Origin of the sequence: Fictibacillus barbaricus, assembly GCF_031457135.1 — a bacterium.
Classification (GTDB): Bacteria; Bacillota; Bacilli; order Bacillales; family Fictibacillaceae; genus Fictibacillus; species Fictibacillus barbaricus_A.
Genome location: NZ_JAVDWA010000007.1, coordinates 1 through 24,671 on the forward strand (window position 1 = coordinate 1; position 24,671 = coordinate 24,671).

Sequence of the window (24,671 nt, forward strand, 5' to 3'; positions counted from 1 at the left end):
GACACGTGGAGCTGACAGATACTAATCGGTCGAGGGCTTATCCTTAAATCAGCATAACGTTTGGAAACGTCGTATCTAGTTTTGAGAGAACATACTCTCAATTTAATAAATCATGGTTTACGTCATGATAGGTTCAGTGATGATGGCGAAGAGGTCACACCCGTTCCCATACCGAACACGGAAGTTAAGCTCTTCAGCGCCGATGGTAGTTGGGGGTCTCCCCCTGTTAGAGTAGGACGTCGCTGAGCAAAGAAGGTGGAACGAACATTATGTTCGTTCCATCTTTTTTTATATCTAAATTTATATTCTATTAACAACAATGTAGAAGATGGCCGTAGCCATCTTCTTTTCATTTTTAAAAGTAGCTAATTTTATTAAAAAATTGGCTTTTATCTAAGGCTGTTTTCTAAAAGATTGTTGCTTCTCGGGTATTTTTTTAATTGACTCCAATGATAGGTTGATTGGAGTGGAAGGTGTGAGACTCCTGCGGGACAGGCGGGCAGGTGAGACACTTATACGTGAAACGTACGAATGTGGCTCGCCGCCTGCCCCGCGGAAAGCGAGCTCCTAGAACAGAGATCAACTACTTTTAAAAACATCCCAGAGTAGCAGATTGTCTGTCCGTTTTACGTGCACATATTCCCGATATGTCCACGCATGGGGTCAGACCCCATGCGGGTCGGTTCCAACATTTTTACATCATTTCTCCAGTTTCCAACTTGTCCAAATAGTGTTATTCTTAACGGAGTATTTTTCACCTAGGAGGCCTTCAGCATGTTGGATAATGCATTCGTTATGGTTGGTATTATTCTATTGATTAATGTAGTGTACGTTTCGTTTTTTACGATCCGAATGATTTTAACGCTTAAAGGACAGCGGTACCTGGCAGCTTTTATTAGTGTGTTCGAAGTGATTATCTATGTTGTAGGACTTGGTCTTGTACTGGATAACTTAAACCAGATTCAGAACTTGCTTGCTTATGCGATTGGATATGGCGTCGGTGTTATTGTCGGTATGAAAATTGAAGAAAAGCTGGCACTTGGTTATACTACCGTTAACGTGATTACGACAGATTTGCAAGGCGGACTGCCGAACGAACTGCGTAATAAAGGATATGGGGTTACAAATTGGCTGGCAGAAGGTCGTGAAGGTCAGCGTCTTATGATGGAAATTTTAACATCCCGAAAATCGGAAATGAACCTATATAATACAGTTAAAGATTTAGATCCAAAAGCGTTTATTATTTCGCATGAACCAAAGGCGTTCCATGGCGGATTTTGGGTCAAGGGTATCAGGAGGTAACAGATGGAGAAGAAACCATCTAAGAAAAAGTTTACGGTTGAAGCCGGTGAATCGATCTCTAATTGTTTAGACCGGATGGCGGCAGAAGGTTATACACCCGTCAGAAGAATGGAAGAGCCTGTTTTCCATGAAGTGAAGCGGAACGGCAGAATGGAACCGGAAGTGAAAGAACAGCGTATCGTTTTTGAAGGAAAACAAATCGATAAACAGTAAAACACGAACATTAAAACTTTATAAGAACTTAATGTTCGATTTTCGTTGACAAACGATACTATACATTTTACAATGAAGTCAGAAGAATAAAGCCCTCATATAATTTCGGGGATATGGCCCGTAAGTCTCTACCTGATGACCGTGTATTTCATCAGACTATGAGGGAAAGCATCTTTCTGTTATTTTTTATTGGATACGTATGTCCAGTTGGTTGCTTTCTCTCATAGATGGGAGAAGCATACAAACTGGACTTTTTTATTTTTTCTGACAATAAGGAGGCTGCCATGGCTAAAGTAGGCGTGATCATGGGAAGTGTTTCAGATTGGGAAACAATGAAAGAAGCGTGCGATATTTTAGAAGAACTAGATGTAGCATATGAGAAAAAAGTCGTTTCAGCACACCGTACACCAGATCTTATGTTTCAGTATGCGGAAGAGGCGGAACAAAAAGGTATAGAGGTTATTATTGCTGGAGCTGGCGGTGCTGCGCATCTGCCGGGAATGGTTGCAGCGAAGACACTTGTTCCTGTAATCGGCGTACCTGTACAATCAAAAGCACTTAATGGCATGGATTCTCTTTTATCCATCGTACAGATGCCAAAAGGGGTGCCGGTAGCGACAGTTGCCATCGGAAAAGCAGGTGCCGCAAACGCAGGACTCTTAGCGGCTCAAATGGTAGCCGTTCATGATGAAGGAGTTAAACTGCGATTAAAAAAACGCCGGGCAAACGCTCAAAAAATGGCGATTGAAAGTAGTGATCAGCTTGTATAAAACAATCCAACCACAACAGACAATCGGGATATTAGGCGGAGGGCAGCTTGGCCGCATGATGGCATTGAGTGCAAGAGAGATGGGACTCAGAGTAGTCGTATTGGAACCTGGTGAAGACTCACCATGCGGGCAGGTAGCAGATCAGCAAATCATCGCGGGTTATGAAGATAAAGAAGGAATCAGGAAGCTGGCTGAATTAAGTGATGTTGTCACGTATGAGTTTGAGAACATAGATGCAGAAAGCGCCGAGTGGCTGCAAGAGAAAGCAAACTTGCCGCAGGGAAGCCGCTTGCTTGCCGTCACACAGCATCGTCTTCGGGAAAAAGAAACACTCGTTAAAGCTGGCGTTCCGGTAGCACCTTTTCAGCCGGTTTCAGATATTGATTCATTAAATGATGCGATAACACAGCTTGGCTATCCTTCAGTACTGAAAACGTGCCGAGGAGGATATGACGGCAAAGGTCAGTTCGTCATCAGACAGGAAAGTGACCTGAAAATAGCTGCTGAGCTTTTAAATAAAGAGACAGATTGTGTATTAGAAGCATGGCTGGAGTTCGATAAAGAGATATCGGTCATTTTAACAAGAAGTGTGAGCGGAGAGGTTAAATCGTTCCCGATAGCAGAGAATATTCATAAAGACAACATTCTGCATCAGACAATCGCGCCAGCACGTATTTCTAATGAGACTGCCGAACAATCGAAGAAATTAGCGGGGTCAATCGCAACGGAACTGAAGCTTGTCGGTACGCTTGCTGTAGAGATGTTCGTCGCAAAAAACGGCGAGATTTTTGTAAACGAGTTGGCACCAAGACCGCATAACTCAGGTCATTATACGATTGAGGCGTGTGAAACATCTCAGTTCGATCAGCATGTACGCGCGGTATGCAACTGGCCGCTCGGCAATACAGAACTAATAAAACCGGCCGTGATGATCAACATTTTAGGTGAACATCATGAGACCGTGTTAAATGAGATAGGGAAATTAGGAGAAGCGAAACTGCACCTGTACGGAAAAAAGGAAGCAAAAGCGAAACGTAAAATGGGGCACATTACGGTTTTAGCTGAAACAGTGGAAGAAGCATTAATTAAAGCGGAGAAAGTGTCCAGCGTGTTTTTAAAGAAGAAACAGACGGAGGTACAACGATGATTGAACGGTATACACGCCCGGAGATGGGTGCGATTTGGACGGATGAAAACAAATACCAAGCATGGCTTGAAGTAGAGATTTTAGCTTGTGAAGCATGGGCTGAATTAGGTGATATTCCGAAAGAAGACGTGAAGAAGCTTCGCGAAAATGCATCGTTTGATATTAACCGGATTTTAGAGATCGAAGAAGAAACACGCCATGATGTGGTTGCTTTTACAAGAGCGGTTTCTGAAACACTTGGCGAAGAACGCAAGTGGGTGCACTACGGCCTGACTTCAACAGATGTAGTTGATACTGCACTTTCTTATCTTTTAAAACAAGCGAACGACATTTTGGCAAAAGACTTGGATCGTTTTGTTGCGATCTTGGGCGAGAAAGCGAAAGAACATAAATATACAGTTATGATGGGACGTACGCACGGTGTGCATGCTGAACCGACGACGTTTGGATTGAAGCTTGCTCTTTGGTACGAAGAGATGAAGCGCAACGTGGAACGCTTTAAAGCAGCGTCTGATACGGTTCGTTTCGGTAAGATTTCAGGAGCTGTTGGAACGTATGCCAACATCGATCCTTTCGTTGAAAAGTATGTGTGTGAAAAGTTAGGACTGGAAGCAGCACCTGTTTCTACACAAACTCTGCAGCGTGACCGTCACGCTCACTACATGTCAACACTGGCATTAATCGCAACAAGCATCGAAAAGTTTGCAACTGAAGTTCGCGGACTTCAAAAGAGTGAGACACGTGAAGTAGAAGAATTCTTTGCTAAAGGTCAAAAAGGGTCATCAGCAATGCCGCATAAACGCAACCCGATCGGATCTGAAAATATGACGGGTCTTGCACGGGTGATCCGCGGATACATGATGACAGCTTATGAGAACGTATCGCTTTGGCATGAACGCGATATATCGCATTCTTCTGCCGAGCGTGTGATCCTCCCGGATGCAACGATCGCATTGAACTACATGCTGAATCGTTTTGGCAACATTATTAAGTACTTAACCGTGTTCCCTGAGAACATGAAGCGCAACATGGAACGCACATATGGCTTGATCTATTCACAGCGTGTTCTTTTGAAACTCATCGACAAAGGCATGGCGCGTGAAGAAGCGTACGACACAGTACAGCCAAAAGCGATGCAGGCGTGGGAAGAAGCCGTTCAGTTCCGAACATTAGTAGAAGCTGAACCGAAAATTACAGACAAATTAACACCTGAAGAAATCTCTGAGTGCTTTGATTATAGTTACCACCTGTCACACGTGGATACCATTTTTGACAGACTAGGGCTTTAAAAGATTTTATAAGAAAGATCTTTAAAGATTGTTGTTTTTGGAACGCTTCATTGGCAAGTTGATTGGAGTGCAAGGTGCGAGACTCCTACGGGATCAGCGGGTCAGGCGAGACACTGGACGTGCAAAGCACGAGGTGGCTCACCGCACGCCCCGAGGAAAGCGAGCATCCTGGAACGGAAATCAACCTTTTGCAATAGCAGCAGTAATTGCGAAAAAAGCTTATTAGCAGGACTTCAACTAAAAAGAGAGTGATATTTTGAGCTCTCTTTCTCTTTGCCTTTTTTAGAAGATTGAATATTGGGAATGTTCATAAAATGGAGGGGTCAAAATGGAGAAATTAGAACAGCTGTATGAAGGAAAAGCGAAGAAAATCTACCGCACGACAGACGAGCAAGTCGTTTGGATCAGCTATAAAGATTCAGCAACAGCTTTTAATGGGGAAAAGAAAGCCGAGATTCAAGGCAAAGGACGACTGAACAACGAGATCTCGACCATTTTGTTTGAACTTTTAAAAGAAAAAGGCATTTCATCTCACTTTGTAAAACGCATTTCTGAAACAGAACAGCTTGTTAAAAAAGTGAAGATCTTACCCATAGAAGTCGTGATCCGCAATATTGCAGCCGGAACACTTGCGAAGCGATTAGGGATTCCAGAAGGACAGATCTTGCCGAGAACCATTTTAGAATACTACTACAAAAATGACGACCTTGGTGATCCGCTCATCAACGAAGATCATATCGATATTCTTGAGCTGGCAACGAAAGAACAGCTACAGCAGATATCAGAACAGGCATTTAAAATCAATGAACTGCTAACAAGTTATTTTGCAGACAAGCAAGTGAAGCTCGTTGATTTCAAACTCGAGTTTGGAGTGGATGAGAACGGACAGCTATTGCTTGCTGATGAAATCTCACCGGATACATGCAGACTTTGGGATGCAGAGACGAACGAGAAGCTGGATAAAGATGTGTTCCGCCGTGAGCTTGGAAGTTTAACAGATGCATACGAAAAAATTCTAAAACGTCTAGGAGGCCTATCATGTACAAAGTAAAAGTTTATGTAACGTTAAGAGAGAGTGTATTGGACCCGCAAGGAAAGGCAGTTATGGGATCTCTTCACAAAATGGGGCAGTCAGAAGTTGAAGATGTTCGTATCGGAAAGTATCTAGAGCTTACTTTGCAAAAAGGCGACTATGATTTAGATGCGAAAATTACAGCAATGTGTTCAAAGCTTTTATCCAATCCGGTCATTGAAGACTACCGGTATGAGGTGGAGGAGGTCGTTGCACAGTGAATTTCGCAGTGATTGTATTTCCGGGATCAAACTGTGATACGGACATGTATCATGCAATCAAAGACGAACTCGGAATGGATGTTGAGTATGTTTGGCATGACGAAACAGATTTAAGTCGATTTGATGGTATTTTATTGCCTGGCGGCTTTTCATATGGAGATTACCTTCGCACAGGTGCCATTGCAAACTTTTCTAACGTAATGAGCGAAGTCGTGAAGGCAGCAAATGCAGGCAAGCCAGTCCTTGGTGTTTGCAACGGATTTCAGATTTTACTTGAAGCAGGTTTATTGCCTGGTGCGATGCGCCGCAACGAATCTTTGAAATTCATATGCAAGCAGGAAGATCTTATTGTAGAGAACGATACAACGATGTTTTCGGGTCTTTATGAAAAAGGCGAACGAATTACAGTTCCTGTCGCACATGGTGAAGGAAACTATTACTGTGATCAAGAGACGCTTGAAGAATTGAAAGCAAACAACCAGATCGTGTTCACATATGCGAGCAACCCGAACGGATCCGTTGAAGATATTGCGGGGATCACGAATAAGAGCGGGAATGTCCTTGGGATGATGCCACACCCGGAACGTGCTGTTGATGAGCTGTTAGGAAGCAATGATGGTCTGAAACTATTTCAATCAATCGTGAAGAGCTGGAGGGAACGCTATGTCGCTGCAACATGAACCAACAAGTTCTCAAATTAAAGAGGAAAAATTGTACCGTGAAATGGGCTTAAATGATTCAGAGTTTGAACTGATCGAAAAAATTATCGGCCGATCGCCGAACTGGACGGAAACAGGCTTGTTCTCTGTTATGTGGAGCGAACATTGTTCTTATAAAAATTCAAAACCTGTGCTAAGCAAGTTCCCAACTAAGGGAGAGCGTGTGCTGCAAGGACCTGGAGAAGGGGCTGGAATCGTAGATATCGGTGACGGCCAGGCGGTTGTGTTTAAGATCGAATCGCATAACCATCCATCAGCCATTGAACCTTATCAAGGGGCGGCAACAGGTGTCGGCGGCATTATCCGTGACGTATTCTCGATGGGAGCACGTCCGATCGCGATGCTGAACTCTCTTCGTTTCGGCGAACTTGAATCACCGCGTGTGAAGTATTTGTTCGAGCAAGTGGTAGCAGGAATTGCAGGTTACGGTAACTGTATCGGAATCCCGACGGTCGGCGGTGAAGTTCAGTTTGATCCGTCATACGAAGGAAATCCGCTCGTTAACGCCATGTGCGTAGGTTTAATCGACCATAAAGATATTAAAAAAGGTCAAGCAAAAGGCGCAGGCAACTCTGTCATGTACGTTGGCGCGAAAACAGGCCGAGACGGCATCCATGGTGCAACCTTTGCATCTGAAGAGCTTTCTGAAGCATCCGAAGAAAAAAGACCAGCAGTTCAAGTCGGCGATCCATTCATGGAAAAACTTGTGATGGAAGCGTGCCTCGAACTCATCCAAAACTGTGATGCTCTTGTCGGGATCCAGGACATGGGAGCGGCTGGCTTAACAAGTTCGTCTGCAGAAATGGCGAGTAAAGCAGGAATGGGAATAGAGATGAATCTGAATTTGATTCCGCAGCGTGAAACGGGCATGACGGCATATGAGATGATGCTTTCTGAGTCACAGGAACGAATGCTTTTAGTTGTTGAAAAAGGCCGTGAGCATGAAGTGGAAGCGATTTTTGCAAAATGGGATCTCGACTGTGTAACGGTTGGAACTGTAATTGAAGAGCAAGTATTGAGACTTACTCATAACGAGGAAATCGTTGCGGAGCTGCCTGTTGATGCTCTTGCTGAAGATGCACCTGTTTATCATAAACCATCAAATGAGCCAGCTTATTATGGTGAGTTCCAATCGCAAGAAAACTACGTTCCTGAAATTCTTAGCTTTAAATCTACCTTGTTATCATTGCTGGCACAGCCGACGATCGCAAGCAAGGAATGGGTTTATAACCAATACGACTATATGGTGCGCACGAACACGGTTGTTGCGCCAGGATCTGATGCGGCAGTCGTCAGAATCAGAGGAACGAAAAAGGCACTTGCGATGACGACAGATTGTAATTCTCGCTATTTGTACTTGGATCCAGAAGTCGGCGGAAAAATTGCGGTAGCTGAGGCTGCTCGTAACCTTGTCTGTTCGGGAGCGAAGCCGCTGGCATTGACGGACTGCTTAAACTACGGAAACCCTGAGAAACCGGAAATCTTCTGGCAGCTGGAGAAATCAGCTGACGGCATCAGTGCAGCATGTACGAAATTGGCTACTCCGGTTATCGGTGGAAACGTATCACTATATAACGAAACGAACGGTGTTGCCGTTTATCCGACACCTGTTATCGGAATGGTAGGACTGATAGAGGACACGAAGCATATCGTGACGCAAAGCTTTAAGGAAGCAGGAGACATCATCTATTTAATTGGTGAGTCTAAAGAGGAATTTGGCGGAAGCGAATTGCAGAAGATGAAAGAAGGACGCATTTTCGGTAAAGCCCCTCACATTGATTTAGAAGTAGAAGAAGCAAGACAAAATGATCTTTTAGCAGCGATTCAAAAAGGTTTGATTGCATCTGCGCACGATGTGGCAGAAGGCGGATTATCTGTAGCCCTTGCCGAGTCTGTCATGGACGGTAAAGTCGGTGCGAGTGTAACGCTGACAGACGAACCGATCGGAAGTCTTTTCGGTGAATCACAATCACGATTCTTAGTAACCGTAAAACCTGAGCATCAAGACGAATTTGAACAGCTTGTTAATGATACGAAAATCATCGGGTTTGTGCGTTCTGAGAGCGGCCTTGCCATCGATAATGAGCAAGGAGAAGAACTTTTATCCTGTACGCTTGAGGAGCTGCACGAGGCCTGGAAGGGAGCTATTCCATGCTTGCTGACATCAAAGGTTTAAACGAAGAATGCGGTGTGTTTGGTATTTGGGGACATCCAGATGCCGCACAGCTTACGTATTATGGACTCCATAGTCTGCAGCATCGCGGACAAGAAGGTGCTGGAATCGTTGTAACAAATGGAGAACGATTAAGAACTCACAAAGGTAGCGGACTTGTTAACGAAGTTTTCGGAAAAGGCGAGCTAGAGAATTTGATTGGGCATGGTGCAATCGGCCATGTCCGCTATTCAACAGCAGGAGGAAACGAGCTTGCGAATGTGCAGCCTCTTTTATTCCGTTCCCAAACGAGTTCTTTAGCGCTTGCTCATAATGGCAACTTAGTCAATGCAAATGCGCTGAAGCATCAATTAGAATCACAAGGCAGTATTTTTCAAACGACTTCTGATACAGAAGTGCTGGCACATTTAATCAAACGCAGCAGCTACACAACACTCAAAGAAAAAGTGCAAAACGCCCTCACGATGCTTAAAGGGGCTTACGCGTTCCTTGTCATGACAGAGAAAGAGATGATGGTTGCGCTCGATCCGAACGGTTTACGTCCATTATCGCTTGGTATTTTAGGCGATGCGTATGTTGTCGCTTCAGAAACGTGTGCATTTGATGTTGTTGGAGCAACATACGTGCGTGACGTGCAGCCTGGTGAGCTTTTAATTATCAATGAAGACGGATTAAAGGTTGATAGTTTTTCAACTTCTGTTCAGCGATCGATGTGTTCGATGGAATACATTTATTTTTCAAGACCGGACAGCAACATTGAAGGTATTAACGTACATGCTGCGAGAAAAAGCCTCGGGAAAAAGATGTTTGAGGAAGCACCGGTTGAAGCAGATGTTGTAACAGGTGTACCTGATTCCAGTATTTCAGCGGCGATCGGGTATGCAGAAGCATCCGGCATCCCGTATGAGATCGGTCTGATTAAAAACCGCTACGTGGGCAGAACGTTCATCCAGCCATCACAGGAACTTCGTGAACTCGGTGTGAAAATGAAGCTTTCTCCTGTCCGCGGAATCGTGGAAGGAAAGCGTGTTGTGATGGTCGATGACTCGATTGTTCGCGGAACGACGAGCCGACGTATCGTGAAAATGCTGCGTGCCGCAGGTGCTACTGAAGTGCATGTGAGAATTACAGCACCACCGATCGCACATCCTTGTTATTACGGAATTGATACGTCTGAACGTGCTGAACTGATCGCTTCTAAGTATTCTGTTGAAGAGATCCGTGAAATCATCGGCGCAGACTCGTTATCTTTTATATCTGTAGAAGGATTAATGGAAGGCATCGGCCGATCAAATGCTGAGCCGAACTGCGGCCAATGCTTGGCTTGTTTTACAGGCCGTTATCCGACTGAGATTTATCCAGATACAGTTTTACCATACGAAAAAGAGCTAGTTTAAGGGGGAGAAAACGATGGCAGAAGCATATAAGCAAGCAGGAGTGAACATCGAGGCAGGGTATGAAGCGGTAGATCGCATAAAGAAACATGCTATGCGGACGAAAAGACCTGAAGTGTTAGCGGGCCTTGGAAGTTTTGGAGCGATGTTTGACCTGTCTGGTTTTTCACATAAAGAACCGGTTCTCGTTTCAGGTACGGACGGTGTTGGAACGAAGCTGATGCTCGCTTTTATGATGGATAAGCATGACACGATTGGTGTGGATGCGGTTGCCATGTGTGTGAACGACATTGTTGCTCAAGGAGCTGAACCGCTTTATTTTCTAGATTACATTGCTTGCGGCACGCTTCACCCAGAAAAGGTAGAACAGATTGTTAAAGGGATTGCTGACGGCTGTGAACAAGCAGGCTGTGCACTCATTGGCGGGGAAACGGCTGAAATGCCAGGCATGTACAATGGTGAAGAGTATGATCTTGCCGGATTTACGGTAGGAATCGCGGAAAAATCAAAGCTGATCAATGGAGTAAACGTGAGCGAGAACGATGTGCTGATCGGCATCGCTTCAAACGGTTTGCATTCAAATGGTTTCTCTCTTGTTCGTAAAGTATTACTTGAAGATGCAGGACTTGATTTAAAAGAACAATATGAAGGTCTTTCAAAACCGCTTGGCGAGGAGCTCTTAACTCCGACGCGCATTTATGTGAAGCCGTTATTGGAAGTACTTGATAAGTTTACTGTTAATGGTGTCGCACACATCACAGGCGGCGGTTTCATCGAAAATATACCCCGCATGCTGCCTGAAGGATTAGCGGCAGAGATCGACTATGGCTCATGGCCGGTACCAGCTATCTTTGATTTGGTCGAGGAAAAGGGAAATCTTACGCGTAAAGAAATGTTTACGACGTTTAATATGGGAATCGGAATGGTGCTTGCGGTTTCAGAAGAAAACATGCTGCCAATCATCCGTTCATTAGAAGAAACAGGCGAGAAACCTTATATTATCGGACGTGTTAAAAAAGGGGAAGGCGTTATCTTTGGCGGAGGTTCTATTGAATGAGAAAGATAGCAGTATTTGCATCAGGCAGCGGAAGCAACTTTCAAGCACTTGCAGACGCGGTAAGTAATGGGACGCTAGAAGCTGATATTGAGCTGTTAGTATGTGATAAACCAGGGGCACAAGTCATCGACCGTGCCCGAAAACTTAACATACCGATTTATACCTTTGTCCCGAACACCTTCCCATCAAAAGCTGCTTTTGAACAAGATATCGTGAATGAGCTGAAAAGCCATGGTGTGGAGTATATCGCTTTAGCTGGCTACATGAGGCTGATCGGAAAAGTGCTATTAAACGCATATGAAGGAAGAATCATTAACATACACCCTTCCTATCTTCCTGCTTTTCCGGGAAAGGATGCGGTTGGGCAGGCGCTTTCAGCAGGCGTTTCAGAAACAGGTGTAACCATTCATTTCGTGGATAGCGGGATGGATACAGGTCCGGTAATCGAGCAAGAGAAGATCCCCGTATTGCCAGGCGATACGCGCGATACGCTGCAGCAGAGAATTCAGCAAGCTGAACATAAATTGTACCCGGCTATATTGCACAAACTTTTGCAAAAAGACACCATAGGAGGCATCGTACAATGACCATCAAACGAGCATTGATTTCAGTATCAGACAAAAACGGATTAATTCCATTTGCAGAAAAGTTAGTGAACCTTGGTGTTGAGATCATTTCAACGGGCGGAACAAAGAAAGCACTGCAAGACGCAGGTATTTCTGTAATAGGAATTTCAGAAGTAACAGGTTTTCCTGAAATTATGGATGGACGCGTAAAGACCCTTCATCCAAAAATTCACGGAGGCCTTCTTGCAGTCCGTGATAACGAAACACATCAGCAAGCAATGCAAGAGAACGAAATCGCACCAATCGATCTCGTTGTCGTTAATCTGTATCCATTTAAAGAAACGGTTGCGAAGGAAGATACAACGTTTGCTGATGCAATCGAAAACATTGATATCGGTGGTCCGAGCATGCTTCGATCAGCAGCGAAAAACCACGCTTATGTAACAGTAGTCGTTGATCCAAAAGACTATGAAACAGTAGAGACTGAACTTGAAAAAGCGGGATCAGTAAGCGAAGAGACGCGCCGCAGACTTGCAGCGAAAACTTTCCGCCACACGGCAGCTTATGATGCATTGATCGCAGAATACTTAACAGCAGCTGTAGAAGAAGTGCTCCCAGAATCTTATACGGTTACGTTCGAGAAAAAACAAGATCTTCGTTATGGCGAAAATCCTCATCAAAAAGCAGCATTTTATTCAAAACCATTGAGCGGAACACTATCTCTAACAGATGCTGAACAGCTTCATGGAAAAGAGCTTTCATACAACAACATTAATGACGCGGATGCAGCTCTTGCAATCGTAAAGGAATTTACAGACCCAGCTGTTGTTGCGGTTAAACATATGAATCCATGTGGTGTAGGAACAGGGAAATCAATTACTGAAGCTTACACACGTGCATTTGAAGCAGATCCCGTATCTATTTTCGGAGGTATCGTTGCTTCAAACACAGAGGTCGATGCAGAGACAGCAGAGAAAATGGCTGAAATTTTCTTAGAAATCATTATTGCACCTTCTTTTTCAGAGGATGCTTTAGCGATTTTAACAAAAAAGAAAAACATCCGTTTATTGAAGCTCGATTTTACAGCAGGAAAAGGAATCGCGAAGAAAATTACTACAGTATCTGGCGGCATGCTTGTACAGGATGAAGACGTTTATGGGCTTGATGACGCAAACGTAACGATACCGACAAAACGCCAGCCGACTGAACAAGAATGGAAAGATATCCATCTTGCGTGGAAAGTCGTAAAGCATGTGAAATCAAACGCGATCGTTCTTGCGAAGGATGAAATGACTGTCGGAGTGGGTGCTGGACAAATGAACCGTGTTGGCGCAGCTAAGATTGCGATTGAGCAAGCAGGTGAACGCGCAAATGGTTCTGCATTAGGATCAGATGCTTTCTTCCCGATGGATGATACGGTTGAAGCAGCGGCACGCGCAGGTGTTACGGCTATTATTCAGCCAGGCGGATCGATTCGTGATGAAGACTCGATCAAGAAAGCAGATGAACATGGCATTACGATGGTATTCACAGGCGTAAGACACTTTAAGCATTAAATTTTTTCTATAGTGAAAGTTGCAAACGGGGAATTTTTTTGAAATTGCATCATCGACATGTTGATTGGAGCGGAAGTGGCGAGACTCCTGCAGGATGAGTGGGACAGGTGAGACCCTTAAAGGCGCGCAGCGACAAGGGGCTCACCGCACACCCTGCGGAAAGCGAGCCATTGCAGCGGAAATCAACCTCTTTCAAAAGTTTTTTACTTAAGGAGGCAAGATCAATGAACGTTCTTGTTATCGGAAAAGGGGGACGTGAACATGCGCTCGTCTGGAAGTTTGCGAACAGTCCGAGCGTGTCCCAAGTTTATGCTGCACCCGGCAATCCTGGAATTGCAGAAATCGCAACATGTGTACCGGTCAAAGAAAACGACATTGATGAGCTTGTTCAATTTGCACAATCAAAAGAAGTGGCTTTAACGTTTGTCGGACCTGAAGTGCCTTTGCTTGAAGGAATCGTTGATCAGTTTCAGAAGGCAGGACTCGCTATTTTCGGTCCAACGCAAGCAGCAGCACAAATCGAAGGCAGCAAGTCGTTTGCGAAAAACCTGATGAGCAAGTACGGCATACCTACTGCAGCCTCTGAAACGTTTACGGATTATGAAACAGCACTGGCTTATGTTAGAGAAAAAGGTGCACCGATCGTTTTAAAAGCGGATGGACTCGCTGCTGGCAAAGGCGTTATCGTCGCCATGACTTTAAAAGAAGCAGAAGATGGCCTTTATGAATTGATGGTTGATAAACGGTTTGGTGAAGCAAGCGAAAAAGTGGTTGTCGAGGAATTTTTAGAAGGTGAAGAGTTTTCACTTATGTCCTTCGTTCATGACGAAAACGTGTTGCCGATGGAAATCGCGCAAGATCATAAACGTGCTTATGATGGTGACGAAGGACCAAATACGGGTGGAATGGGTGCGTATTCTCCGGTGCCGCAAATCAGCAGTGCCGCTGTTCAGCGTGCTATTGAAGAGATTGTTCTTCCAACCGTTTCGGCTATGAAAAAAGAAGGCACTCCTTTTACAGGGATTTTGTATGCAGGATTGATTTTAACGAGTGAAGGGCCAAAAGTGATCGAATTCAATGCACGATTTGGAGATCCTGAAACGCAAGTCATCCTGCCGAGATTAAAAAATGATCTCGCTGAATTGCTTCTTTCTTTATTAAAGGGAGAAAAAGCAGAGCTGAACTGGTCGAACGAATCGGTCATAGGTGTCGTTCTGGCCTCAGAAGGCTATCCGGTTTCTTCTTCTGAACCTGTTGATATAAAGGGTCTAGAGAATATTTCTGAGAACGCTAATGTGTTTCATGCGGGGACGAAGATTTCAGAAGATGAGCTGCAAACGAATGGCGGAAGAGTGCTGTTAGTAGCATCATCTGGCGCAACGCTAAGTGAAGCACAGGAAAACGTATACGAAGAAATGAAGAACATTTCATGCGAAGGATCTTTTTACCGCAAAGATATTGGGCATAAAGCGATAACACATGTAACTTTCTAATAAGATGTTTTCAAAGTTTTGGTCTTTATGAAGGTACTGTGAAAACGCTTGTTGATAAAAAAAGGATGATTGGAGCGGAAGATGTGAGACTCCTGCGGGATCAGCGGGACAGGAGAGACCACTCAATGTCGCAAGGCGACGAGTGGGCTCACCGCACGCCCCGCGGAAAGCGAGCATCCTGAAGAGGAGATTATCCATTCCTTTGTCATAGAAACACTAAAAACAAGGCTGACTGATTTGGTGAACTTCACCTTATCGGTCAGCCTTCTTCTATTGGATTCGGATGTGACGCTGCGGAATCAGTTTTTGGAGATGAAGTATTTTGTGTAAGCTTAAGCGGCTGTATGATATTTAGCGGCTGCCACCTTTTTAAAAATTGCATCCCGATAAAAATAGCAAAACCAGCGGCAGCATAAATAATATATGGCGTTGCGGTTGTTCCGCCAGAAGTCAGCGAATACAGTCTGCCGCCTAAAAAGTTTCCTGTCGCTTCTCCGATCCCATTAAATACACTTGCTAAGCCAAAAAACATACCAAGAAAACGAGCGGCAGCGAGCTGAGAGATTGCTGTATCGAGTGTTGGCATCAGCAGCATCTCACCGAAAATAAAAACAAGCCCTGTAAACACAAAGAAAAATAAAGTGCTGGCAAAATATAAACTGCCCAGCGATAGCCCGATGCAGATTGTTCCTAATCCAACAGCAGTTAGTGGATGGAGATTGCGGATAATATTTTTCGTAATCAATGTCTGAACAAATATGACGGTAATACTATTGATCGTCCATATGATGCTTATGTCTTTTCCGTTTTTGAGCACGTCATCTGCACGCAGCGGCAGCACGAGTGCAAATTGAACATACAGAGCCCAAACAAATATAGTCGCGATCACAAATACAAGAAAAGGCACGTTTTTTAAAGCCTCTTTATACTCACCCCATTTTATTGGCTCACAATTCTCACCGCTGCATCCAGCAGGCAAGAAAAACCAGCTGATCAAGCTTGCGATTCCATAAATGACAGCAGCAGTAATAAAAATCATTCTCGAATTGTCTGTGAACAAAGCGAATACGGTTAATCCTGCAATTGCCATTCCGATGTTGGCGAATACGCCTCTTAAAGAAAAGGCAGTCGATCTCATTTCTTCTTTTACAAGCGAAGAGATAAACGCTTTCGTTGAGGGTGCGTTAAGACCAAGCCCAAAACCGCTGAAAACAGCGGTCAGCAAGATAAAGGGATACGTTGAAAAATAAGCAAAGCCAAGCAAGCCGAGAGCACGTATGATGGCTCCAAGCGCAATGATAAAACGTCTGCCTGTCCGGTCAGCGAGGATGCCGCCAGCTATACCGCCAGCCTGCATAAATACAGAAATGACAGCTAAGGTGAAGCCGATCTGTGCAGCGCTTAGACCAGTTTCTTTTTTTAGTAAAATAGGCAGTACGGGCAGAACAAGATAAGACCCGAGATGGGTTATAAATACAACCATCAATAAACCCAGAAGCGGTTTATTTCCTTTTAATAGGGAATGCGCGGGCATAATGGACCCCCTTCATCAAGAAGGATTGAATGGTGAACCTTCTTTTGTAATCGTTCCGAGATCCATGTCGTTCATCTCTTTCGTTTTATGAAAAAGATCAGTCATTGGACAATAGCGGACGATTCCTTCTGCTACTTTCATAGCTGCCATCATAATCATGAGGATATAAGACTCTTTATAAGGCTTTCGTGTAAGTTTTGCCGTGTAAACAGATAGCAAAGTTAAGCCTGCGATAATACGGATCATGCTGTTTAAAAGGCCGATATTTTGTTTCATGGTGAACTCCTTTCAAAATGTAAGTATTTTTTAGCTGAATATGGTATTCTTTAAAAAACGAAATTTTCAGAGAAGACAGGTGAATCCAACATGAACCAACACATCGCGTTTTGGACAAAAGCACAAATGCGCCAGCAAGTGGCCGTCATTCAAGGAGAAATGGCACCGTCACTTGTCTTGAAAAATGCTAACTATCTAAATACTGCACTTAAAAAATGGGTAACAGCTAACATCTGGATTTTAAATGACCGCATTGTATATGTCGGAGAAAAGCTTCCTTCAGCAAACGATGAAACAGAAGTCGTTGATGTTGAAGGTCAATTTGTTGTGCCGGGTTACATTGAACCACATTGTCATCCATTTCAACTTTATAATCCCCAGACGCTCTCCCGATATGCATTACAGCGTGGAACGTCTGTCTTTTTATGTGATAACTTCATGCTTCTTTTTGAAATGAAAGTTACGAAAGCGCTTTCTTTTATGGAGGACATGAATCATCTGCCTGCAAATTTCTTCTGGTGGTGTCGTTATGATGCTCAAACAGAGCTTGCGGAAGAAGAGAATTATTTTTCGGAAACATCAATCAAACAGCTGCTCGATAGTCCGTATGTTTTACAAGGCGGTGAACTGACGAGCTGGCCGCGTGTTCTGCATGGAGATGATACTCTTTTGCATTGGATGCTTCAGACGAAAAAAGCTGGCAAGAAAATCGAAGGCCACTTACCCGGCGCTTCGGAAAAAACGCTGACGGCAATGAGTTTGTTAGGAGTGGATTGTGATCATGAGGCGATGACTGGAACAGAAGTGCTGGACCGTTTGAATGCTGGTCTTCAAGTTTCACTCCGTTATTCTTCAATCCGTCCAGATCTGCCTAAGCTTTTGCGGCAAATGAAAGAAGAAGGCATTTCGAATTTTGAACGTATTTTCTTTACGACAGATGGCTCAACACCTGCTTTTTATGAAGAAGGAGTTACCGATAAAATGCTGTCGATCGCACTTGAAGCAGGAATCGATCCCGTTGATGCTTACATGATGGTTTCTTATAATGTGGCACGTTATTACGGACTGGATCATCTGTTTGGTATGGTCGCTCCTGGCCGTGTTGCGCATTTAAATATTTTAGAAACTCCAGAAAACCCTCTTCCGGTTTCTGTTCTCGCAAAAGGAAAATGGATGAAGCGGGACGGAGTCGATGTCAGCCAGGATGCTGATTTTGACTTTGATTGGGAAGGGCATGGAATCAAGAAACGCTCGATTAATTGGGATTTAAATGATGAAGATTTTCAGTTTTCCGGTCTTCTTGGAATAGAAATGTACAATAGTGTGATCACTCGGCCATATAATGTATCAGTCAATCCTTTTACAGAAGTCATTAACGAAGAGTCGGATGAGTGTTTTCTTATGCTGATCGACAAAGAAGGGAAATGGAGAACCAATACAGTCGTAAAGGGCTTTGCAAAAAATCTGTACGGATTCGCAAGTTCGTATTCAAACACGGGAGATTTCTTGATCATCGGAAAAAGCAAAAAAGATATGCATCTGGCATTTCAGCGGCTGAAAGAAATCGGCGGCGGGATCGTTCTTGCTGAAAAAGGAGAAATCATCCGTGAGATAAAACTCCCATTAGCGGGAGGAATGTCGAATATTGCTATCGAACAACTTATAGAGGAAGAAAAAGCCCTTACAAGTGCTTTGCGTGAACGAGGCTATGCGTATGAAGATCCGATCTATTCCTTGTTGTTCTTTTCTTCCACACACTTGCCGTATATCCGCATTACGCAAAGAGGCATTTACGATGTTAAAAAGAAAGGGTTACTCTTTCCTTCGATTATGCGTTAATATAGAAAAGGATTGGGCAAAATAATACGATACAAAGGTAGTGAGCCCATGAAAATGATGTACATGACTTTGATGTCTATCATCCTTTTATTAACGATGTCTGCCTGTAAGGACGGTAAGGATAAAGAAGCGGATATTGGGAAAGCGGTAAAAACAGAAACGCCTCATAAAAACGATGAAGAAACGTTTTCGTCTGTATTTCCGCTGACCGGCATTGCGACGAATGAAGAAACCGATAAACGTGCTGTTGCCGTTATGGTGAACAACCATTGGAAGGCACGCCCGCAATCAGGTCTTCATAAAGCCGATATCGTGTACGAAGTATTAGCTGAAGGGGAACTTACTCGTTTACTCGCTATTTTCCAAAGTGAGATGCCTGAGAAAATCGGTCCTGTGCGAAGTGCGAGAGATTACTATATTGAACTAAGCCAAGGATACAACGCTATGTTTGTGGCTCATGGCTATAGCCCGGAAGCGAAACAAATTTTGAAAAGCGGTACGGTCGACAACATCAATGGTATGGATTATGATGGAACACTGTTTAAACGGGCTGATTTTAGAAAGCCTCCTCACAATTCCTACATCACCTTTGAAAATATTAAAAAGGGGATGGAGAAGGTTGGAGCAAAGCAAACCGATAAACTGGATATGCTGCCTTTTTTAACAAAAAGCAGTACAGCCAATATTGTCGGAAAAGATGCCAGTGAAGTGACAATCACATACCCAGGCGGAGAAACTGTAGGCTATACGTATAACGAGAATAAGAAAACGTACGCTCGTTCGAGTGATAATGAACCAACTATAGATAGGGAGACCGAAACTCCTATCACGCTAAGCAATGTATTTATTGTAGAGGCTGTACACCGTGTTATCGATGATGCCGGAAGACGTGAGATTAATTTAACGTCTGGCGGAGATGCTATTCTGCTGCAGAACGGTGTCGCTCAAGAGATTAAGTGGAAAAACGAGAATGGAAGAATCGTTCCTGATGGAGGGGCCTTCATTCCGGGGAAAACATGGATTAACATTGTGCCGAGTGGTATGGCAAATTCGGTAAAGATGCAATAGAAAAAAGGAGTGCATGTTTCATGCAAATTGATAAACTACGTGGAAAAGCGCTGGATCAGCTTTTTGAATCTGTTCTTTCGCTGAAGGATATGGAAGAATGCTATCGATTCTTTGACGACCTTTGTACGATGAACGAGATTCAATCACTGGCACAAAGATTAGAAGTAGCCCGCATGCTTCGTGAAGGAAAGACGTATCACAAGATCGAAACAGAAACGGGAGCGAGCACAGCGACGATCTCTAGAGTGAAGCGCTGCCTGAACTTCGGCAATGACGCTTACGCGATGGTACTCGACCGCGTGCATACCGAAGAAGAAGCGAAATAATTGAAATGGGAAAAACCTGCCTGGGGGCAGGTTTTTTTTGAGTTGACTCCCGATTCAGAATGCACGCATTCTACTGGGCGTTTAGGACGATTGGCTGTGTCGGAAGGTGTCGTCTCGTCGATATTTGAGTAAAAAGTGGCGATATATGATTAATTTTTTTCGATATATTGATCAAAAGTCTCGATATATTGATGTATATTCACCATGAATAATTTAATCTCTGCTCAAATTCGTCCTTCATCATACTCATTTGCACTTGATCGCGGCATTGTCCGCGTATCCACTCAGCTTGACGGACAATCCCTTCTTGTACAAATCCGAGTCGCTGTGCAAGATTTACACTTCTTTCGTTGTTCACAGCGGCTCTAAGTTCAATCCGGTTTAATCCGAGCGTGTAAAAAGCGTACATAAGCATACTCCGAACAGATCGGTGTGCGATTCCCCGGCCTTCAAATCCAGCGCCTACCCAATAGCCAAGCATCCCTGACTGATTGTGCCATTTCAGATCATACAAAGCTACGGATCCTGCGACTTGTCCTCTGCACCAAATAAAAAGAACAACGTCGGTTTGTTCTTTCATTTTTTTGTTAACGGTTTTGATGAACTGCTTCATTTCATTATTCGTCTGTGTATAGTCCACCCAGCCGATCCATGGACCAAGGTGATGACGCGACTGATCCAACAACATTAAAATAGATTCAGATTCTTTCACATCTGGCTGTTTTAACATGACTTCTTCGTCAATTTGCCACATTAGCACGGCTGAACCTCCCCATTTCGAGTATGAACTTCACAATCTTTCCACATGATGAATCATAGAGTGAGAACTTTATTTTTGTTATAATGCAGAAGTACAGAAAAAGGTCTGATAAAAGGCAGCGAGAGCAGTATGACAAATAGCTCTAGCACCTAAAAATAAATTGAAGAATTTTTGTCCAGGCACTCTTGGTAAATGATTGGTGTTTTTCATTTATTTTCGAAAAGAGTCTCCATTGACAAGTTGATTGGAGTGCAAGGTGCGAGACTCCTCGAAAATGAAAATCACATTTTCTTCGTGCGATATAGTGCTGCCGAAGCCTTCCTTGTCCTGCGGGATTAGTGTGACAGTCCGAAATGCGGAAGTGGATTGTTCAGCCACGACCAGCAAAAGGGAGATGGGCTAGGAAGGCGCTTTTTGCCTTCTGGGCTATTTCACTTTTGACCTCGAGGGGCTATCCGCTGCAGCTAGACAGGTGAGACCACTCAATGTACGCAGTACGAAGGGGGCTCACCGCACACCCCGCGGAAAGCAAGCAACCTGAAACGGAAATCAACTACTTCTGAAAGTCTGACTATGGCTGAACAGGATACATCTGCATAAGCTAAGTCTTCTTAATATGAAAGGAAGAACACGATGTTTGATTATAGAAAATGGAAGCATGTGTTTAAGCTTGACCCAGATAAAGAGATTAGTGACAGTGACCTTGAGATCGTTTGCGAGAGTGGAACGGACGCTGTCATTGTGGGCGGTTCTGAAGGGGTTACGCTTGATAACACGCTCGATCTTTTATCACGGATCCGCAGGTTTGCTGTTCCTTGTGTGCTCGAAGTTTCAAACATAGAATCACTCACACCAGGGTTTGATTTTTACTATATTCCTACCGTTCTAAACGCGAAGGATGCAAATTTCATAACAGGTCTTCATCACCAAGCGTTAAAAGAGTTTGGCGACATCATGAACTGGGATGAAATTATCACAGAAGGGTATTGCATCGTTAACCCTGACTGCAAAGCAGCCGAACGTTCAAGAGCAGACGCAGATCTAACAGCAGATGATGTTGTAGCATATGCCCGCATGGCTGAAAAAATGTTTCAGCTTCCTATCTTTTATTTGGAATACAGCGGCATGTACGGAGACCCTGATATTGCAAAAAAAGTGAGAAACGTGCTCGAGAAAGCCATTTTTTATTATGGCGGGGGGATCACAACACCTGAACAGGCGGCAGAAATGGCCGAGTATGCGGATACAGTAGTTGTCGGGAACATCATTTATGACGATCTAAACGCGGCAGTTCAAACAGTAAAGGCAGTAAAAGGGTAATTCACTTCTTTATGGAGAGCTGCAGCATCATAAATCTATATTATTAATTGCATTTTTTTAATTGAGGTTTGTTGGTTTTTGTATTTAACATCCCTGACAAGTTGATTGGAGAGCAAGGTGCGAGACTCCAGCGGGATCAGTGTGACAGGTGAGACCACTCGATGTACGCAGTACGGAGGGGGCTCACCGCACACCCCGCGGAAAGCGAGCAGCCTGGAACGGAAATCAACCCCTTTCAAAAACAACGAAGCTTAACAGAGAGTTGATAAATTAACAAAAATAAGAGAAAATAAAATAAGAATATACGTTCGGGCGGTGAATGGAAAATGAGTATGCATCAATTAATCGAAAAACTATTAACAGGATTAAATCCAGAACAAAAAGAGGCAGTTAAACATACAGACGGGCCGCTGCTCTTAATGGCTGGAGCGGGAAGCGGAAAGACGCGCGTTCTGACACACAGAATCGCGTATTTAATGATGGAAAAAGAAGTAGCACCATGGAACATTCTGGCGATCACGTTTACAAACAAAGCGGCAAGAGAAATGAAGGAACGTGTTGCGAAGATTACAGGGCCAGTTGCAGAAGAAATCTGGATTTCGACGTTCCACTCCATGTGTGTAAGAATTTTGCGCCGTGATATCGACAGAATCGGATTTAACCGTAACTTTACGATTTTAGATGCGACGGATCAATTGTCTGTTGTAAAAGCGATATTGAAAGACTTGAATTATGACCCTAAGAAATATGAGCCAAGAGGAATATTAAGCGCCATTTCATCATTGAAAAATGAACTGAAGACTGCCGCTGATTTTGCAAAGATTGCAAACGGCCATTTTGAAGAAGTGATTAAAGAAGTATATGAAAACTATGAAAAGCGCTTAAGAAAAAATCAGGCGCTTGATTTTGATGATCTCATCATGACGACGATTCAATTGTTTGCCAAAGTACCCGAAGTGCTCGAGTTTTATCAGCGCAAGTTTCAATATATCCACGTGGATGAGTATCAAGATACGAACCGCGCGCAATACATGCTCGTTAAAATGCTCGCAGACCGTTTCCGCAACCTTTGTGTAGTAGGGGATTCTGATCAGTCTATTTACGGCTGGCGCGGTGCGGACATTGCCAATATTTTATCCTTTGAAAAAGATTACGATGACGCAAAAGTAATCTTGCTCGAGCAAAACTATCGTTCAACGAAAAAGATTCTGCAAGCAGCGAACAAGGTCATTGAAAACAACATGAACCGTAAGCCGAAGAATCTTTGGACAGATAATATGGATGGGGCGCAAATAACCTATTATCAAGGCGATGACGAGCAAGGAGAAAGCTTTTATGTTACGGGCAAAATCCGTGAAGCTGTTAATTCTGGAAAACGTTCATACAACGATGTCGCAATTCTTTATCGTACGAATGCCCAGTCTCGTGTAATCGAGGAAGTTTTAATGAAATCGAACATTCCTTATAACATCGTCGGCGGCACAAAGTTCTATGACAGAAAAGAGATTAAAGATATCCTTGCGTATCTTCGTCTCATCTCCAATCCGGACGACGATATCAGCTTGCAGCGAATCATCAATGTGCCAAAGCGCGGAATCGGTGCATCTTCAGTCGATAAAGTGGCTCAATACGCTGCGATGAATGATTTGTCCATGTATCAAGCACTTCAAGAAGTGGAACAGATCGGCTTAACGGCTCGTGCTGCCAATACGTTAAAAGAATTTGCAGAGCAGATCACGAACTGGACGCGCCAGCAAGAATATTTATCGGTAACAGAGCTTGTTGAACAAGTGCTTGAAAAAACAGGCTATAGAGAAGCGCTTAAAGCAGAAAAAACGATCGAAGCGCAAAGCCGTTTAGAGAATATTGATGAATTCATTTCTGTTACGAATGATTTCGAAAAGAAACAAGAAGATAAGTCACTGATTGCTTTCTTAACGGATTTAGCGCTTGTAGCAGATATTGATAAACTCGACGAAGACGCTGATGACAATAAGCCGAAAGAAGCGGTAGTGCTTATGACGCTTCACTCAGCAAAAGGTCTTGAGTTTCCAATGGTCTTTTTAATGGGGCTGGAAGAGGGGGTATTCCCTCATAGCCGTGCATTGTTTGAAGAAAACGAGATGGAAGAGGAACGACGCCTTGCTTACGTTGGAATTACACGTGCAGAAGAAGAACTTTTCCTGACTAATGCAAGAATGCGTACGTTATATGGACGTACGAACACGAATCCAGAATCTCGTTTTATCGCGGAAATACCAAGTGAACTACTAGAATCAGAAGTGAAGGACAAGCCTTCTGTACCTTGGGGTTCAGCGGCTCGTTCCGGTGGAGGATCAACTCCTTCCTTCATGAATCCGAAAAAGAAAACTGTAACACCTGTCTACCAATCTTCCGGCGGGGAAAAGCTGGAGTGGAGAGTGGGAGATAAAGTAAAACACCGCAAGTGGGAAACAGGAACGGTCGTGAGCATGCGTGGTGAAGGGGATTCACTCGAGCTTGATATCGCGTTCCCGCAGCCTGTTGGTGTTAAGAGATTGCTTGCTAAGTTTGCACCAATCGAAAAAGCGTAATTG

The 24,671-nt window shown here is 43.8% G+C and carries 22 protein-coding genes, 1 rRNA gene and 1 riboswitch; of the genes, 20 read left to right on the forward strand and 3 right to left on the reverse strand.

Annotation, left to right across the window (positions count from 1 at the left end):
* Nucleotides 1–132: 132 nt before the first annotated feature.
* From rrf to purD, 15 genes are all read left to right on the forward strand, one after another.
* Nucleotides 133–248: ribosomal RNA gene (rrf, locus tag J2X07_RS16100) — 5S ribosomal RNA — on the forward strand.
* A 526-nt stretch (nucleotides 249–774) separates the two neighbouring features.
* Nucleotides 775–1,302, forward strand: coding sequence for a DUF2179 domain-containing protein (locus tag J2X07_RS16105; protein WP_310260986.1), 528 nt, complete (start codon nucleotides 775–777; stop codon nucleotides 1,300–1,302).
* A gap of 3 nt (nucleotides 1,303–1,305) precedes the next feature.
* The gene (locus J2X07_RS16110) at nucleotides 1,306–1,515 is read left to right on the forward strand and encodes an NETI motif-containing protein (RefSeq protein WP_310260989.1); all 210 of its coding nucleotides are present in this window, start codon (nucleotides 1,306–1,308) and stop codon (nucleotides 1,513–1,515) included.
* Nucleotides 1,516–1,590: 75 nt separating this feature from the next.
* A riboswitch (purine riboswitch) is annotated at nucleotides 1,591–1,694 on the forward strand.
* Between the two features lie 105 nt (nucleotides 1,695–1,799).
* Complete coding sequence (gene purE / locus J2X07_RS16115; protein ID WP_310260991.1) at nucleotides 1,800–2,285, forward strand: 5-(carboxyamino)imidazole ribonucleotide mutase; 486 nt, start codon at nucleotides 1,800–1,802, stop codon at nucleotides 2,283–2,285.
* Nucleotides 2,269–3,432, forward strand: coding sequence for a 5-(carboxyamino)imidazole ribonucleotide synthase (gene purK / locus J2X07_RS16120; RefSeq protein WP_310260994.1), 1,164 nt, complete (start codon nucleotides 2,269–2,271; stop codon nucleotides 3,430–3,432). Before purE ends, purK begins: the two co-directional genes overlap by 17 nt.
* On the forward strand, nucleotides 3,429–4,721 hold the full coding sequence (gene purB, locus J2X07_RS16125) for an adenylosuccinate lyase (protein ID WP_310260997.1): 1,293 nt from the start codon (nucleotides 3,429–3,431) through the stop codon (nucleotides 4,719–4,721). The genes purK and purB overlap by 4 nt, the downstream gene beginning before the upstream one ends.
* A 328-nt stretch (nucleotides 4,722–5,049) precedes the next feature.
* Complete coding sequence (gene purC, locus J2X07_RS16130) at nucleotides 5,050–5,772, forward strand: phosphoribosylaminoimidazolesuccinocarboxamide synthase (RefSeq protein WP_310260999.1); 723 nt, start codon at nucleotides 5,050–5,052, stop codon at nucleotides 5,770–5,772.
* Nucleotides 5,760–6,014, forward strand: a complete 255-nt coding sequence (gene purS / locus J2X07_RS16135; RefSeq protein ID WP_310261002.1) for a phosphoribosylformylglycinamidine synthase subunit PurS — start codon at nucleotides 5,760–5,762, stop codon at nucleotides 6,012–6,014. The genes purC and purS overlap by 13 nt, the downstream gene beginning before the upstream one ends.
* A complete protein-coding gene (purQ, locus tag J2X07_RS16140; RefSeq protein WP_310261004.1) occupies nucleotides 6,011–6,694 on the forward strand; it encodes a phosphoribosylformylglycinamidine synthase subunit PurQ in 684 nt (227 codons plus the stop codon). Before purS ends, purQ begins: the two co-directional genes overlap by 4 nt.
* A complete protein-coding gene (purL, locus tag J2X07_RS16145) occupies nucleotides 6,678–8,909 on the forward strand; it encodes a phosphoribosylformylglycinamidine synthase subunit PurL (RefSeq protein ID WP_310261007.1) in 2,232 nt (743 codons plus the stop codon). The genes purQ and purL overlap by 17 nt, the downstream gene beginning before the upstream one ends.
* On the forward strand, nucleotides 8,885–10,303 hold the full coding sequence (gene purF / locus J2X07_RS16150) for an amidophosphoribosyltransferase (RefSeq protein ID WP_310261009.1): 1,419 nt from the start codon (nucleotides 8,885–8,887) through the stop codon (nucleotides 10,301–10,303). The genes purL and purF overlap by 25 nt, the downstream gene beginning before the upstream one ends.
* A 13-nt stretch (nucleotides 10,304–10,316) precedes the next feature.
* Nucleotides 10,317–11,357: a phosphoribosylformylglycinamidine cyclo-ligase gene (purM, locus tag J2X07_RS16155; protein WP_310261012.1), complete on the forward strand. Its 1,041-nt coding sequence runs from the start codon at nucleotides 10,317–10,319 to the stop codon at nucleotides 11,355–11,357.
* Nucleotides 11,354–11,944: a phosphoribosylglycinamide formyltransferase gene (gene purN / locus J2X07_RS16160; RefSeq protein ID WP_310261016.1), complete on the forward strand. Its 591-nt coding sequence runs from the start codon at nucleotides 11,354–11,356 to the stop codon at nucleotides 11,942–11,944. The genes purM and purN overlap by 4 nt, the downstream gene beginning before the upstream one ends.
* Nucleotides 11,941–13,479, forward strand: a complete 1,539-nt coding sequence (purH, locus tag J2X07_RS16165; RefSeq protein ID WP_310261020.1) for a bifunctional phosphoribosylaminoimidazolecarboxamide formyltransferase/IMP cyclohydrolase — start codon at nucleotides 11,941–11,943, stop codon at nucleotides 13,477–13,479. Before purN ends, purH begins: the two co-directional genes overlap by 4 nt.
* A 224-nt stretch (nucleotides 13,480–13,703) precedes the next feature.
* Nucleotides 13,704–14,972 carry a phosphoribosylamine--glycine ligase gene (gene purD, locus J2X07_RS16170; protein ID WP_310261023.1) on the forward strand — a complete coding sequence of 423 codons (1,269 nt, stop codon included), beginning with the start codon at nucleotides 13,704–13,706 and terminating at the stop codon, nucleotides 14,970–14,972.
* Nucleotides 14,973–15,231: 259 nt separating this feature from the next.
* Here purD and J2X07_RS16175 read toward each other — a convergent pair whose 3' ends face one another.
* The gene (locus J2X07_RS16175) at nucleotides 15,232–16,506 is read right to left on the reverse strand and encodes an MFS transporter (protein WP_310261026.1); all 1,275 of its coding nucleotides are present in this window, start codon (nucleotides 16,504–16,506) and stop codon (nucleotides 15,232–15,234) included.
* Between the two features lie 15 nt (nucleotides 16,507–16,521).
* The gene (locus J2X07_RS16180) at nucleotides 16,522–16,782 is read right to left on the reverse strand and encodes a YgaP family membrane protein (RefSeq protein WP_310261029.1); all 261 of its coding nucleotides are present in this window, start codon (nucleotides 16,780–16,782) and stop codon (nucleotides 16,522–16,524) included.
* A gap of 90 nt (nucleotides 16,783–16,872) precedes the next feature.
* Between J2X07_RS16180 and J2X07_RS16185 the strand changes: the two genes are divergently transcribed.
* From J2X07_RS16185 to J2X07_RS16195, 3 genes are read left to right on the forward strand one after another with little or no spacing between them, the layout of a single operon-like run.
* Entirely contained in the window at nucleotides 16,873–18,621 is a 1,749-nt protein-coding gene (locus tag J2X07_RS16185; RefSeq protein ID WP_310261032.1) for an adenine deaminase C-terminal domain-containing protein, read from the forward strand.
* 48 nt (nucleotides 18,622–18,669) lie between these two features.
* Entirely contained in the window at nucleotides 18,670–19,689 is a 1,020-nt protein-coding gene (locus J2X07_RS16190; RefSeq protein ID WP_310261036.1) for a DUF3048 domain-containing protein, read from the forward strand.
* Nucleotides 19,690–19,709: 20 nt separating this feature from the next.
* Nucleotides 19,710–20,015 (forward strand): YerC/YecD family TrpR-related protein, encoded by a 306-nt coding sequence (locus J2X07_RS16195; protein ID WP_310261038.1) that lies wholly within the window; start codon nucleotides 19,710–19,712, stop codon nucleotides 20,013–20,015.
* A gap of 199 nt (nucleotides 20,016–20,214) precedes the next feature.
* On the opposite strand, the gene J2X07_RS16200 is transcribed toward J2X07_RS16195, so the two are convergent.
* On the reverse strand, nucleotides 20,215–20,769 hold the full coding sequence (locus J2X07_RS16200) for a GNAT family N-acetyltransferase (RefSeq protein WP_310261406.1): 555 nt from the start codon (nucleotides 20,767–20,769) through the stop codon (nucleotides 20,215–20,217).
* Between the two features lie 639 nt (nucleotides 20,770–21,408).
* Between J2X07_RS16200 and J2X07_RS16205 the strand changes: the two genes are divergently transcribed.
* A complete protein-coding gene (locus tag J2X07_RS16205) occupies nucleotides 21,409–22,095 on the forward strand; it encodes a heptaprenylglyceryl phosphate synthase (protein ID WP_310261041.1) in 687 nt (228 codons plus the stop codon).
* A 332-nt stretch (nucleotides 22,096–22,427) separates the two neighbouring features.
* On the forward strand, nucleotides 22,428–24,668 hold the full coding sequence (gene pcrA, locus J2X07_RS16210; protein ID WP_310261408.1) for a DNA helicase PcrA: 2,241 nt from the start codon (nucleotides 22,428–22,430) through the stop codon (nucleotides 24,666–24,668).
* The last annotated feature ends 3 nt before the right edge of the window (nucleotides 24,669–24,671 follow it).